Raw genomic sequence first — 13,459 nt, forward strand, 5'->3', positions numbered from 1 at the left:
TCAGATGTCGAGGACGAGTCGGTCGGAGCGAGAGCGGGAGACGCAGACGAACATGCAGTCACCCGCGTCGCGTTCGTGTGGCTCGAGGATGGCATCACGATGATCGGGCCGTCCCGCCAGAACTGTGGTTTCGCAGGTGCCGCAGACTCCTTCGCGGCAGGAGGACAACACGGGAACGCCCGCTGCGGACAGCGCGTCGATGATGCTCTCCTCCAGCGGAATTGTGAGGACCCGTTGCGTGCGGGCGAGTTCCACCTCGAACGGTGTGGTCCTGGCCGGAGCGGCTTCGGCTGCGCTGAACCGTTCGATGCGAAGCTTTCCGGGCGGCCAGCCGGCGGCGTGGGCCGTCAACTCGTCGAGCATCGGCAGTGGTCCGCACGCGTAGACCTTGGTGGTGTCGTCGACGGTCGACACGTGGGCGGCCAGGTCGGTCCGACCGTCGCGAGTGCTGGCCACGGTGATGACTCGTTCGCCGTGGGCGGATAGTTGCTCGAGGAACGGCATCGAGTCGAGCGTGCGGCCCAGGTAGAGCAGCCGCCAGTCAGCGCCGACGATGATCGCCTGAGCGATCATCGGGATGATCGGGGTGATGCCGATCCCGCCGGCGATGAACAGGTAGCTTTCTGAAGGCGTCATCGGAAAGTTGTTGCGCGGCCCGCCGACCTCGACGTCGTCCCCGACCTGCAAATGGTCGTGGATGTAGCCGGATCCGCCGCGGCTCGTCCTCTCGCGCCGAACGGCGATCTGATAGCTCTGTGCGTCCCACCGGTCGCCGCACAGCGAATACTGGCGGCTCAACCCGTTCGGCAGTATCAGGTCCAGATGGGCGCCGGGCGCCCAGTCGGGCAGCCGGCGGCCGTCCGGATGCGCCAGCGTCAGCAGCACCACGTCGGTGGCGGCCGGTGTCTTGTTCACGATGCGCAGCGCATTGCCCGAATCGACGTCGCGACCCATGTTCTCTCCCTTGCTCACGGTCATCCCAGATTCGCTGCGCTGGGTGAGGCATCGCTATCCGCTTCTCAATCATTGAGAGAGGAGTTCGTGCTGTGGGTCACTTCCCGCGGACTGTCGACGTAGACATCACACGGCTGATGCCCCTCGCGGCGGCCCGCAACGCCGGAACACGTCCGAACGCGGCGTCGTCGTTCGGAATGATGAGTCCGAGTGCGGCGACCACCATGTCTCGGTGGTCCCGGATGGGCACGGAAATGCCTGTGGTGGTGGGAAAGATGTGGCCGGCGCACAGGGCGTATCCCTCGCGGCGGATGTGAGACAGCGCCGCCCGCAGCCTGTCGGGATCGGTGATCGTCTGGTCGGTATAGGCCTTCATCGGCCCGGCCACCACGGCGCCGAGCACCTCGGTGTCGGCGTAGGCCAACAACACCAGCCCCGACGACGACGCATGCAGGGGCAGTCGCCCGGCGATCCGCGAATAGTTGACCACCGGCGTCGGGGAAGTCAGGCGTTCGAGGAACAGAACCTCGTTGCCCTCGCGCACAGCGAGTTGGACGTCGTAGCCGATCACATGCTGCAAGTCCTGCATGAACGGCATGGCAGCGGCGCGCAGTCCGACGGCCGGCGACGACCGTGATGCCACTTCCCACAGGCGGACACCGATGCGGACGCCACCGTCCACTCGTTCGAGCCAGTCCGCCTTCACGAGTTCGTCGATGAGCCGCGACGCCGTGGCGACGTGCAATCGGGAACGCCGAGCGATCTCACCGACGGTCAGCGTCGTGTCGTCGAGGCCGAACGCCTCGACGACACGAACGGTTCGGGAGGTGACTGACTCACCAGTCGACACGCGTGGCACGTCTGTAGATTGTGCTCCTACTCGCAGGTGCCGGCCGTTGGGCTCGGGCTATCGACCATCCGGTCGTCGATGCGGCCCGATTCGGCGGCGCGCGCTCAGTCCAACCCCTGCTGCGCCGTCCGGTCACCGCGCCGCACCGCGGCACGTTGGATGAGGACGATCGTCGTACCGAGCACGCCGACGGCGAGTCCGACCAGGCACACCTGCAGCGACCGGTCCCCGCCCCAGTCCGTCAGCCACACGACGATCGTGGCGATCAGCCACGCGACCATGCCGACGATGATCACCGGCTCGGGTGCACGCAACGCACGAGAAAGTTCGGGAATGTCGGGTGCGTCGGTCATGCCACCAGAGTAACTTTCGACTGTGCCCACCGATCCGTCGAGCGAGCCCACGACATCGTCGACAGAACCCGGAAATCCGTCGACAGAACCCGAAAACTTGCCGACAGAACCCGAGATTTCGCCGAGAGCATCCAACCCGGGGGCCGTGGAACCCGACCGGCCGCCGCGTGAGCCCACCGGGGGCCTCGACCGGTTCTTCAAGATCAGCCAGCGCGGATCGTCGCTGACCCGCGAGTTCCGCGGAGGCCTTGTCACTTTCTTCACGATGGCCTACATCGTGGTGCTGAACCCGATCATCATCGGCGGCATCCCTGGCGAACCGAAGAACGCCGACGTCCTCGGCAACGTGCTGCCGCTCGCGCAGGTCGCCGCGGTGACCGCGCTCGTCGCGGGTGTCATGTCGATCATATTCGGCCTCGTGGCGAACTATCCGTTCGCCATCGCCACGGGCCTCGGCATCAACAGCCTGCTGGCGGTCACGATCGCCCCGCAGGTCACCTGGCCGGAGGCGATGGGTCTGGTCGTCATCGACGGCATCATCATCGTGCTGCTGGCGGTCACGGGGTTCCGTACCGCAGTGTTCAACGCGGTCCCGACCGAGCTCAAGGCGGCGATCGCCGCCGGCATCGGTGCCTTCATCGCCTTCATCGGGTTCGTCGATGCAGGCTTCGTGCGTCGCGTGCCCGATGCCGCGAACACCACCGTTCCGGTGCAACTCGGTACCGACAACTCGATCAACACCGTTCCCACACTCATCTTCTGCATCGGCGTGTTGTTGATGGGTGTGCTGGTGGTGCGCAAGGTGCCGGGCGGGCTGCTGATCGGGATCGTCATCACCACCATCCTGTCGATCATTCTGGAGGCGACCCTCGACCTCGGGTCGAGTGCCGTCAACCCCGGCGGATGGAGTCTGTCCATCCCGAAGATCCCCGACGGACTCGGGGGAGTACCCGACCTGGCACTCGTCGGAGATGTCGACCTGTTCGGCGCGTTCACCCGCATCGGTGTGCTCGCCGCGTCGGTGTTGGTGTTCACCCTGGTGTTGTCGAACTTCTTCGACGCGATGGGCACGATGACCGGGCTCGGCAAGGAGGCCGGCCTCGCTGATCCCAAGGGCAATCTGCCCGGGGTGGGCAAGGCACTGGTCGTCGAGGGCACCGGCGCGATTGCCGGCGGTGTCGCATCGTCGTCGTCCAACACTGTCTTCGTCGAGTCGGCCTCCGGTATCGCCGAGGGGGCGCGCACGGGCCTCGCGAACGTGGTCACGGGGGCGTTGTTCCTGCTTGCGATGTTCCTGACCCCGCTGTACGAGATCGTTCCGCTCGAAGCTGTCGCACCGGCACTCGTCGTGGTCGGCGCGATGATGATCGGTCAGCTGACGGCGGTCGACTTCACCAAGTTCTCGCACGCGCTGCCGGCCTTCTTGACCGTCGTGATCATGCCGTTCACGTATTCCATCGCCAACGGCATCGGCGTCGGGTTCATCAGCTGGGTGGTGATGGCCGCGGCCGCCGGCAAGGCACGGACGGTCCATCCGTTGCTGTGGATCATCGCCGCAGTGTTCCTCGCCTACTTTGCGCGCGGTCCGATTTACGACCTGGTCGGCTGAGAACTTCCGTATCCGCAGCGATGGGCGGCCGAGAATTCGATCGTTCGCATTAGCAAGAAATGACACTATTGCATTGCGTGATCGAAAAAGTGAATTACGCTTAGTGTCGGGAACCACGTGGTCTCAGATTGGACCCGCTCGGAACGGAGCATCGAGGCATGACGATCTCGCAACTTGCACCCTCGGACATGACAGTGTCGAACATGGACCTGTCGGACAAGACTTTCTCGGGCCTCTCCGGAGAATTGTCGCTCGCGGTGGTCCGCCTCGCCCGACGATTACGTGGTCGGCGGGTCAGCAAGGTCGTGTCGCTGACCCAGCTGTCCGCCCTGTCGACCCTGCACCACGAGGGCCCGATGACGCCGGGGGCCCTCGCGCTGGCAGAGCGGGTGCAGCCGCCCTCGATGACGCGGGTCATCGCCTCGCTCTCCGATCTGGGGATGGTCAAGCGTGAGCCGCATCCCACGGATGGCCGCCAGGCGATCGTCACGCTCGCGGAGAAGGGGAGTGACGTCATCACGGCCGAGCTCGACGCCCGCGAGGAGTGGCTCAGCGGGCGGCTCGAGGAACTGACGCCGTCCGAGCGCGAGACGCTGTCGGCGGTGGTCCCCATCATCAACAAGCTCATCAACGGCGGCGACGACGTTCGCTGACGCCGACGGGATCGGGTGAGAGTCTCATCCACCCGGTCGCTGAAGAGTTGGCGGGCCTGCGAGGGTTCCATCCACTCGGTCCCTGAGGAGCCTCCGAGCTTGCGAGGATGCGTCACGAAGGGCCCCTTCGTGACGCGTCGCTCGTTCCTCGCGAGGCTCCTCAGGGAGCGGTTGGTTGCGCGTTATTGCGAGGCTCCTCAGGGAGCGGTGGGTGGCGCGTTCTTGCGAGGCTCCGCGGCTGGGGGTGGGCCCTTCGTGACGCGTTGCTCGTTCCTCGCGAGGCTCCTCAGGGAGCGGTTTGGTTGCGCAGGGAGCGGTTGGTGGCTCAAGCACCGGTGGGTGGCACACCGGAGTGAATCGCGCCTAGAAGAACGTTCCCGAGAATGGGGCCTTGTCGGCCGCGAAGGCGTGCTCGACGGCGGCGAGGGTTTCGGGGCTGTCGGTCCAGAGTCGATCAGCGGCGGCGAACGTCCGGGCGGGTGTGCCGCCCAGGAACAGCGATCCGAGCACTGAGATGTCCAGGCGCACAGTCGGTTCCGCGGTGCTGGGGGCAACGATGGCGCCACCGTTGCGAACCGAGACGTCGAAGACCCCTCCGTGACCGCGGAAATGATCGGTCACCTCGAGCACGATGTCGAGGTCGGCGGAATACCGCCGGACGGTCAGCGCCCGCGGGACATCGAGGATGCGCAGCCACATCTTGTCGTGCAACCCGGTCACCGAGACGGCCCGATGGTTGGTCAGTTTGGCCTGCAGAGGGTCGTCGACGGGGATCGACGCGGTGACCGTCGACAACAGATCGAGACCCACGAGAACCCGCCACAGGTCGGTGTGCGCGGCGTCGGTGACCGCGATGACCTCCTCGATATCGGCGCGGGTCGGTTCCGCCGACTGGTTGATCCGGTAGCTCGCGTAGCCGTCGGCGTGCAGTAGATAGTGCAGCCCGCTGCTGTTGTTCGGCCGTTGGGACTGCCGGTCGGCCAGGATCGGGTCCCACCACGAGGACGGACGAGTCAACGCACCGGCTCGGGCCGCCGCCCACCGTGCATGCAGCTCGGGGACTCGTCGGGCGACTTCATCACCGGCGGCGTAGTTGACGGGCGAATCGTGCCGATCGGCCCGATGACGCATCTTGGCCGCCGACAGATCGATCGTGACGTCCTGTGCGAAGCAGGCCGGGCCGAAACCGAACCTCTCGTAGATCGTCGCCTCGCTGGCGGTCAGGATGGCGAACACCTGATCCTCGGACTCCCACCGATCGAACAGTTCGGTGATCATCGTGCGCAGAATGCCCCGACGACGGTGGGTGGCGGCCACCGACACCCAGGAGAGACCGGCCGCGGGTTGCTGCACACCGCCCGGAACGGTCATCGTCATGCGGTAGTACATCGAGACCCCGACCAGGGGTTGCCCGACCAGCCCCTCGGGATCGCGCACCAGCACGACATCGTCGTCGACGACCTTTCCACGCAGGTCGGCCTGCTCGGCCGGCGACAGCGGATTGGTCATCAGGAAGGCGCGCGCGTCGGTCGCGAAGATCTCGTCCCAGTCGGCGTCGGTGGCACGGGCGACGGACAGCGCAGAGGATGTGGCCTGCGGAGTACTCACCCGTCAACCGTTTCACAACACGATCACAACGGTTCGGCCAACCCGCCGATTACCCCCACGAGCGGTCGGGGCGGTCACATCCGGACGGGTGATCCTTGGCAGACTGTCGAGGTGCCCAGCAAGCGTGTCGACGTCATCGACATCGACGACCCCGACGATCCGCGGGTCGACGACTTCCGAGATCTCAACTCCGTGGATCGGCGTCCGGATCTGCCCGCACTGCCCGGAGGCCGGATCGGCAAGGGCCTGGTCATCGCCGAAGGCGTTCTCGTCGCGCAGCGGATGATCGCGTCCCGCTTCGCCCCGCACGCGTTCCTCGGTGTCGACAAGCGGCTGGCCGAACTCGCCGACGACCTCGCCGACCCGTCGCTGGACGGCGTGCCGTTCTACCGGATGACCGCCGGCGCGATGGCCGACGTGGTCGGATTCCATCTCAATCGCGGCGTGCTCGGGGCAGCGCGCCGACCCGATCCTCTCGGGGTGGACGACGCCATCGCCGGTGCGCGCACGGTGGCGATTCTCGAGGGCGTCAACGACCACGAGAACATCGGCAGCATCTTTCGCAACGCGGCCGGCCTCGGCGTGGACGCGGTCCTGTTCGGCGCAGGGTGTGCCGACCCGCTGTACCGGCGGTGTGTACGCGTCTCGATGGGTCACGCACTGCTCGTTCCGTTCGCCCGGTTCGACGAGTGGCCGCAAGGTCTGGCGGCGCTGCGTGACAACGACTTCCGGCTCGTCTCCTTGACGCCGGGTGAGGGATCGGTGCCGCTCGCGCAGGCTGTGGACGCGGACCGGGTGGCGTTTCTGGTCGGCGCCGAGGGGCCGGGCCTCTCCGAAACCGTGATGCGCGCCAGCCATGTTCGGGCCCGCATCCCGATGAGTCGGGGCACCGATTCGCTCAATGTCGCGACCGCGGCGGCGATCGCGTTTTACGAACGTGCGAGAGCAGAGCCGGTATAGAGGCGAGGGACGATCAGCGGCCATCCGGCACGATCACGACCACACACTGTGCCGAGTAGAGGACATTTCGGCTGGTCGACCCCAACAACATCCCGCTGAAGCCGCCCCGCCCACGGTTTCCGACGACCAACATCTGGGCCCCCTGCCCGTGGTCGAGCAGGGCGCGTGCCGGACGGTCACGGACCACGACGGGCCTGATCGGCACGTCGGGGTATTTGGCACACAGATCGACCAGTTCGCTGTCGAGTCGGGACTTCTCCTCGGTGCGCTGAGTTGCCCAATCCCAGACTGGCAGTCCCTGACTCGCGTGAATCGCTGCGAGGTCCGCATCCGACCATGCGTGCAGCACGGTCAGGCCGACACCACGGGCACCGGCTTCTTCGAAGGCGAACTCCAGCGCCGGCCGACTCCCCGCCGAGCCGTCGGTGCCGACGACGATCGGTGCTTCGGCCGGCACGTCGCGTGAGTCCCGCACCACCGCCAGGGGGCAGTGGCTGTGCGCGGCGAGCGCGGCGCTGACCGAGCCGAGCAGTGCTCGACTCATCGTGCCTAGTCCACGGCTTCCGACGACGAGCATCCTGGCGGCCTCGGACCGGCGGAGGAGCTCGGGAATAGGCGCGCCCGCGATGATCTCGGAGGTGATCTCGACGGCGTCGGGCTGCGCGAGCGCAGCGCGGGCAATTGTTCGCGCATCGGCCACGTCACGCTCTGCCGCGGCCCGCAGAGCTTCGCCGTAGGACTGCGGTACCCGCGCACTCACCGGTGACGAGTACGACGACACCAGTCGGAGGCGATTCGAGTGCAGCGCTGCATGATGCGCTGCCCACGCCACGGCACGCTGGGCAGCCGGGGAACCATCCACTCCCACCACGATCTCGCCGGTTGTCGACATTGCCATCTCCTATCCACGTACCTGTGGCTATCAGTCAACGCTTCGCCGGCGGGTGGTACAGCGGCCTGAGATCACCGCACCGAGTGACCAAAGACCCCCGATGCGGGGCCGGATTACGGCAGCGATGGGGAGGGCGTCGGATCTACCGTCAAGGCGCGGGTAGCGGGATGATCCCGGAAGGGGATGGTCATGAATGACGGCGAAGCGGCACCGGTGATCGTGGGCGTCGACGGATCGGATACCTCGCTCGGCGCGCTGCGCTGGGCGGTCGCGGAATGTGTGCGCACAGGCTCACCGCTGCACCTCGTCCACGCCGTTCCCGAGTCGGCCTGGTACGCCGCATATGAAGGCGCGCTGTTCGGCGAAGAGAACGGTCGGAAACGTATGCATGACCTCGGCGAGGCCGCGATCGCCGGAGCGCGCGACGTCGTGCGGGAGCTCGCGCCGCAGGTCGACGTCGCCACATCACTGGTCGATGGATCGATCGTTGCACACCTGCACAATCTCTCCGCCCGATCGCGCATGGTGGCCATCGGATCGCAACACTCGGGACCGATACGTGACCTGGTGCTGGGCAGTCACGTGATGGCGATCGTCCATGCGGCGCAATGTGCTGTGCTCGTGTGGCGTGAGCGTCCGTCCCCCTCGGCCGACCGCAGACGGATCGTCGTCGGATTCGACGGCTCCGCCGCCTCCGAGGCTGCCTTGCTGACGGCACTCGACCACGCGCAGTCGAGCGAAACGCCGCTCACCGTCGCATCGTTCTGGCCGGTATCGGCGCTGGTCGGTGTCGGGTACGCCACGACCTTGGTCGACTGGGAAGCGATCCGACGCGACGGCCTGAGATGGCTCGAAACGCGGTGCGCCGACGCATGCGCGAAGTTTCCCGACGTCACAGTGGCTTTCGAGTATGGCGACAGCGCGGCGGCACGAGGTCTCGTCGACCTCTCCGCGAGAGCAGGGCTGATCGTCGTCGGCTCCCGAGGTCTGGGTGAGGTCAGTGGAGTCGTTCGTGGTTCGGTGAGTCAGAACGTGGTGCACCACTCCAGATGTCCCGTTCTGGTGGTGCGATGACAACCCTCACCGCCGGGAAGCCGATGCGGGGCGCACAGACCTCGGACTCCTCTCCGACGCGGATGTCCCAGCCCGTGTGAACGGAGGCCGATGATGCTCGATTCGCTTGCCCGGGAACTGCGTTGGTGGCGGGTGATGCATCTGTCGACGAACGGACTCGTCCGGCAGGTGGACCGTGTGGAGACGCTGACGTTGACCGTGCTGGGCATGATCGCGGCCCTGGGCATCATCGGCGGACTGATGATCGGGAGCAACGCGTTCGCCGAGGTGCAGCATGCCGTCAAAGTCGAACAGCAGGAACGACATCCGGTGACCGCGACCGTACTACCGCGGACCCCGGGGGCGCCGGTGACGGCCCGATGGACCGATACCGACGGTCGTGTCGTGACCGGGCGGATCGACCTCGCCGATCCGCGACCACTGTCGAGCCCCTCCGAATCGCAAGCTGCACCGGGAAGCACACAGACGATCTGGCTCGACCGGAGCGGAACGGTGGTGTCCGAGCCTCGGTCGGAAACCGACGCGCTGACCACCGGCCTCGTCGCCACGAGCTTGTCGATCGCCGTGGTGGCAGGTATCTGGTACTCGTTGGCCTGGTGGGTGCGACGGCTCGTGGACCGCCACCGCTTCCGCTTGTGGGAACAGGACTGGGCGGCACTGGACTCACCGACTCGGCGGTGATGGTCCCCGCCGGACGAGCGGCGAAACGTCGGTGCTGTCGGCCTTGCGCGTCGGCACCAGATCATCCTGGTCGGCACCAGATCATCCTGTAGCGAACACCTCGTCGACCGGCCGTCGCGGAGTGGACGGCGGCCGATGGCCTTCGCCGATGCCGACCCGGACCAGGAGCTGAGCGTGCTCGGCGCCGGCGCCGACCAGTCTGTCGACCATCGCCCTGCTGGCAGGTACCTCGAGCACATGGGACACCACGCAGGTGCCGAGTCCGGCGACGGTGGACTCCAAGAGGAGGTCCGAGAGTGCCTCACCGCAGGCGAGATGGTCGGCCACCGTGTCGTCCGGACCGGTGACAACCAGAACGTTCGCCCGGTCGACGGCCACGTCCGCGCGACGCGAACCGACTGTGGCAACGCTCGGGAAGTCTCGGGCAACCTCTACGCGCTCGATTTCGACCGGTGACGTCAGAGACGAAGCGGGTATCCCGTCGTCCCGGTCCTCGTCGTCCGACGTCCACCATCGCAACTCGTCCTGGTAGGACGCATCGTAGCGTCGGTTGAAGGCGCTGATCCGCGACGCGTGCGCCAGCGTGGGATGCACTTCGGCGGTGACGGCCACCAACCGGATATCCCACCGGCTCGAGACGTCGCCGATCACATCACGCAGGCGAGACTGCGGTGGCGCCTGCATCGGCAAGCGGTCGGTGAACCGGTCAGTGATCGCGGCTGCCCGCGCGCGATCTGCCGCCGAGGGTGGATGCCGGCTGACGAACTCGACCGTGGCGAGGTGCTCGGGGTGCGGCGGGCTGGGCAGTCGGGTGACCTCCGCGACCCACCCCTGTGCTGCAGCGGCGACACACAGATGGTGCAGCGCGGCGCCGACGCTGATGATCAGTTGCCTGCCGTGCGGATCGGCTACCGGAACCGCTCGCGCGTAGTCGGCGAACAGACGCAGCTCCGGACCGACCTGCCGCCAGGACCACGGCTGGCTGTTGTGTATCGACGGTGCCCGGCAGGCGAGCTCGATGATCTCGCGCAACGTCTGATCAGTGGGCATCTCACCGGACATCGGATTCTCCCGTCGGTCAAGTGCCATCCTTGTCGACGTTCGTGGACGGCCCAAGGGTCGCCCGCACCACCCACGAAGGCCTTTCGCCTCTCACTGTCGACCCCTGATCTCGGGAGATGGTCCGCGTGCCCGCGATTCACCCATCGGGGATGATGACAGGATGATCTCCGCCGACGACCGCGGTGCGTCCACGAGGCTAATGCTGCCCCCACCGGACGACGCGAGGACCGACGAACCCACGCCCTGGGTGCTCGGTCTGATCGTCACGCTCTTCTGCGCCCTCTTCGCGACGTTCCTCCTCGTGGGCATCTACGAACTGATCGGCGGTCTCGTCCGATGGCTCGGTCTCATCGCGGTACTGGTCGTCACCGTCGGGTTGGGATGGACGCTATGGGATCTGCGCGAACGCCCTGTCTGGCGGTGGATCGTGTGGGGTTTCATCATCGGCCTGTTGGCGGGGCTGGGTTCGTCGGTTGCGCTGTTGGCCCTCGGCCGGTGACGATGTCTCGCGTGTCGGTGGATCAACCGAACCCGAAATAGCGGGCGATCCGTCCCCGCCGCTTCGGCGTCGCGGCGGCCGCTTCCTCGGTGGGGGCGTCGTCGGGTCGCGACGGGTGGCCGCTGTTCTGGTATCGGAGCCAGTCCGATTCCGCAGGCTCGTAATCCGCCGGATGAATGGCGAACGCGGTCACCGGGATTCGTGTCGGATCGAGGTCCGTCTCGGCAAGCGGTGTGGTGAATCGGAAGCCGAGCCACTCGCGATTGGCCTGCTCGGCGAGTTCCTGGGGATGGAACGGCAACGCCAATGGTTCCGCGGCGACGCCGGGTGCATACCGCAAGGGGTGCTCGCCGGCCCAGAACGGGCGCTCGAATGGGTAGGGCAGTCCGGTGTCCTCGAGGATCGTGACGGGTTCGGCGGAGAACGACCGGCGCAGCTCACCGTTCTCCCAACGTGCGAATGCGCCGAGGGCCCGCTCGGGATCGGTGTGCAGCAAGGTGGCGGCCGCGCTGCGACGGATCGAGTTGATCGTCCGGGTCAGCGTCGAGGGTTCGGTCGCTGCGAACAACGAGCAACAGATGACGGAGATCGGTCCATACCAGCCCGCGTACACATGCGGGTCCTGCGCTGCCGCGGCCGTCGCGAGGTCGGTGTCGTGCATCGGAACGAGGACCCGGTCTCCGTATATCGCCCCGGCGAGCTTGTGGGCTGCGACGACGTCGGTGGCGGGGCCGTTGGTGGCCGGGAGATCACGGAGCAGCGCGACCGGGTCGTCGCTGTCGATGAACCAGAGGGTGACTGCGCGTGCCGACACGTCGTGCGGCTCTAGCTGTTGCCGTTACTGCGGACACCGAGCAACACGTCCTCCCAGGCCGGGACGGCCGGCTTGCGTGACCGGCGTCGCGGCTTCGGAGAGGAATCGGCCGCGGGGCCGTCGGGCGCGTGCTCGCCGGATGCGGTGGTGGCCGCCGGTTCCTCCCGGGTGTCGGCAGACGGCTTCGGGTCGTCGGTCGGTTCCGTCCACGACGAATCGTCGGGGGTTCCGAAATCGATCGCCACGGTGCCGTGTTCGTCGTGAGTCGGGGGCACCGAACCGTTGCGGGTGCGCTGAGCATCGATGAGGCGGTCGGCGTCGAAGGTGACCTCGTCGTGGCCGTCGTCCTGATGGGAGAGCTCGGGTTCGGGTGCCAGCTCGGGTGTCGCCACCGGTGTGAGCCGACGGCGTGGAGCGATGGATTCGGGGTGTGTCAGCTCGTCGGCGAGGTCGTCGAGCGGGTCGGCAGTTCCGCCGTGTGAGCCGGGCTGGAACCTCCAGTGCGCGTGGTTGTCGGTGCGTCCGATGTGCCAGGAGATCTGTACGACCCAGTAGCCGTCGTCGCCCTTCCACGCGTCCCACTCGACGTCCTGCTGGTGGTGGCCCAGCGCGGTCATCGCCTCGGACACGGTCTCGCCGAGCGTCGACACCGACGGCCCGTCTTCACGGATGGGGTGGGCCATCGACGCCAGTTCGGTGGCCCGGGTACGTTCGAGCAGCACGGGATGGGCGAATCGTTCGACCTTGTCGACCGGAACCCCGGCCGCAGCCGCGACCTCCGCGACCGTTGCGCCGGCCCGGATGCGGGCCTGAATCTCTCGTGGCCGTAGTGAGCTTTCCATTTCGATCTCGATCTGCCCCAATCGTGAGATGTCACCGCGAGCCGCGGCCCGGAGCCGTTCATCGGCAGCGATCCGGTACTTCTCACCCGACTCGGCGTCTCGACAGATCACATGGGTGCCGTCGGTCTCGACGCCGACGACGCGAAGCTCACGCATTCTGCTCCTCCTCCGGTGACCACGAGTGCGGGCATTGGGGTCAGGTTAATCCACGCTGTCGCCGCGGCCGTGCGGGACACGCGGCAAAACCGCAGATCAGCAAGGTTGTGGCGGGCGTGGCCACAGGGTCGGAAGTGGCCCATGGGATCCACGCTACCTGCTGGGTGGCGATGATCGGGCAGTCGTCGAGCTTGCTGATCCCCTTCGCTGGTCGAGTAGCTGTCGAGCCGCTTGTTTTCGCTGGTCGAGTAGCTGTCGAGCCGCTAGGCGAGGCGGTGTATCGAGACCTGGTGGGGTGTGCGGTGATCTCGATACGCGCGCTCGCCTGGCGGCTCGCGGGCTACTCGTCAGCAGGGGGTTGCTTTTTCGGTGGTCGAGTAGCTGTCGAGCCGCTAGGCGAGGCGGTGTATCGAGACCTGGTGGGGTGTGCGGTGATCTCGATACGCGCGCTC

Annotated in this window: 14 protein-coding genes; 6 read left to right on the top strand and 8 right to left on the bottom strand. The window is 66.8% G+C overall.

All coding sequences use genetic code 11. The features are described from left to right. The 3 genes from ACVT6V_RS11605 to ACVT6V_RS11615 all read right to left on the bottom strand — a co-directional run bounded on the left by ACVT6V_RS11605 (position 1) and on the right by ACVT6V_RS11615 (position 2,157). Positions 1-978 (bottom strand): PDR/VanB family oxidoreductase, encoded by a 978-nt coding sequence (locus ACVT6V_RS11605; protein ID WP_489899886.1) that lies wholly within the window; start codon positions 976-978, stop codon positions 1-3. Between the two features lie 73 nt (positions 979-1,051). Continuing rightward, positions 1,052-1,813: an IclR family transcriptional regulator gene (locus ACVT6V_RS11610; RefSeq protein ID WP_489899887.1), complete on the bottom strand. Its 762-nt coding sequence runs from the start codon at positions 1,811-1,813 to the stop codon at positions 1,052-1,054. Positions 1,814-1,908: 95 nt separating this feature from the next. Then, a complete protein-coding gene (locus ACVT6V_RS11615; protein WP_489899888.1) occupies positions 1,909-2,157 on the bottom strand; it encodes a DUF2530 domain-containing protein in 249 nt (82 codons plus the stop codon). 145 nt (positions 2,158-2,302) lie between these two features. Here ACVT6V_RS11615 and ACVT6V_RS11620 point away from each other — a divergent pair, with 145 nt between their 5' ends. Further along, positions 2,303-3,766: an NCS2 family permease gene (locus tag ACVT6V_RS11620; RefSeq protein WP_489899889.1), complete on the top strand. Its 1,464-nt coding sequence runs from the start codon at positions 2,303-2,305 to the stop codon at positions 3,764-3,766. Between the two features lie 203 nt (positions 3,767-3,969). After that, positions 3,970-4,419: a MarR family winged helix-turn-helix transcriptional regulator gene (locus ACVT6V_RS11625; RefSeq protein ID WP_489900780.1), complete on the top strand. Its 450-nt coding sequence runs from the start codon at positions 3,970-3,972 to the stop codon at positions 4,417-4,419. A gap of 363 nt (positions 4,420-4,782) precedes the next feature. Here ACVT6V_RS11625 and ACVT6V_RS11630 read toward each other — a convergent pair whose 3' ends face one another. Continuing rightward, positions 4,783-6,027, bottom strand: a complete 1,245-nt coding sequence (locus ACVT6V_RS11630; RefSeq protein WP_489899890.1) for a GNAT family N-acetyltransferase — start codon at positions 6,025-6,027, stop codon at positions 4,783-4,785. Between the two features lie 111 nt (positions 6,028-6,138). Between ACVT6V_RS11630 and ACVT6V_RS11635 the strand changes: the two genes are divergently transcribed. Continuing rightward, on the top strand, positions 6,139-6,987 hold the full coding sequence (locus ACVT6V_RS11635) for a TrmH family RNA methyltransferase (RefSeq protein WP_489899891.1): 849 nt from the start codon (positions 6,139-6,141) through the stop codon (positions 6,985-6,987). Positions 6,988-7,000: 13 nt separating this feature from the next. On the opposite strand, the gene ACVT6V_RS11640 is transcribed toward ACVT6V_RS11635, so the two are convergent. Next, complete coding sequence (locus tag ACVT6V_RS11640; protein WP_489899892.1) at positions 7,001-7,879, bottom strand: universal stress protein; 879 nt, start codon at positions 7,877-7,879, stop codon at positions 7,001-7,003. A 189-nt stretch (positions 7,880-8,068) separates the two neighbouring features. Here ACVT6V_RS11640 and ACVT6V_RS11645 point away from each other — a divergent pair, with 189 nt between their 5' ends. Beyond that, complete coding sequence (locus tag ACVT6V_RS11645) at positions 8,069-8,953, top strand: universal stress protein (RefSeq protein WP_489899893.1); 885 nt, start codon at positions 8,069-8,071, stop codon at positions 8,951-8,953. A 90-nt stretch (positions 8,954-9,043) separates the two neighbouring features. Continuing rightward, a complete protein-coding gene (locus tag ACVT6V_RS11650; protein WP_489899894.1) occupies positions 9,044-9,634 on the top strand; it encodes an Rv1733c family protein in 591 nt (196 codons plus the stop codon). A gap of 81 nt (positions 9,635-9,715) precedes the next feature. Here the strand turns inward: ACVT6V_RS11650 and ACVT6V_RS11655 are convergent, their stop codons facing one another. Beyond that, complete coding sequence (locus ACVT6V_RS11655) at positions 9,716-10,723, bottom strand: Acg family FMN-binding oxidoreductase (protein ID WP_489899895.1); 1,008 nt, start codon at positions 10,721-10,723, stop codon at positions 9,716-9,718. A 172-nt stretch (positions 10,724-10,895) separates the two neighbouring features. Between ACVT6V_RS11655 and ACVT6V_RS11660 the strand changes: the two genes are divergently transcribed. Further along, positions 10,896-11,195 carry a DUF2537 domain-containing protein gene (locus tag ACVT6V_RS11660; protein WP_489900781.1) on the top strand — a complete coding sequence of 100 codons (300 nt, stop codon included), beginning with the start codon at positions 10,896-10,898 and terminating at the stop codon, positions 11,193-11,195. 22 nt (positions 11,196-11,217) lie between these two features. Here ACVT6V_RS11660 and ACVT6V_RS11665 read toward each other — a convergent pair whose 3' ends face one another. After that, positions 11,218-12,009: a DUF6928 family protein gene (locus ACVT6V_RS11665; RefSeq protein ID WP_489899896.1), complete on the bottom strand. Its 792-nt coding sequence runs from the start codon at positions 12,007-12,009 to the stop codon at positions 11,218-11,220. An 11-nt stretch (positions 12,010-12,020) separates the two neighbouring features. Further along, the gene (sepH, locus tag ACVT6V_RS11670; protein WP_489899897.1) at positions 12,021-13,007 is read right to left on the bottom strand and encodes a septation protein SepH; all 987 of its coding nucleotides are present in this window, start codon (positions 13,005-13,007) and stop codon (positions 12,021-12,023) included. Positions 13,008-13,459: the final 452 nt, after the last annotated feature.

The organism is Gordonia sp. LMA167, from assembly GCF_058130025.1.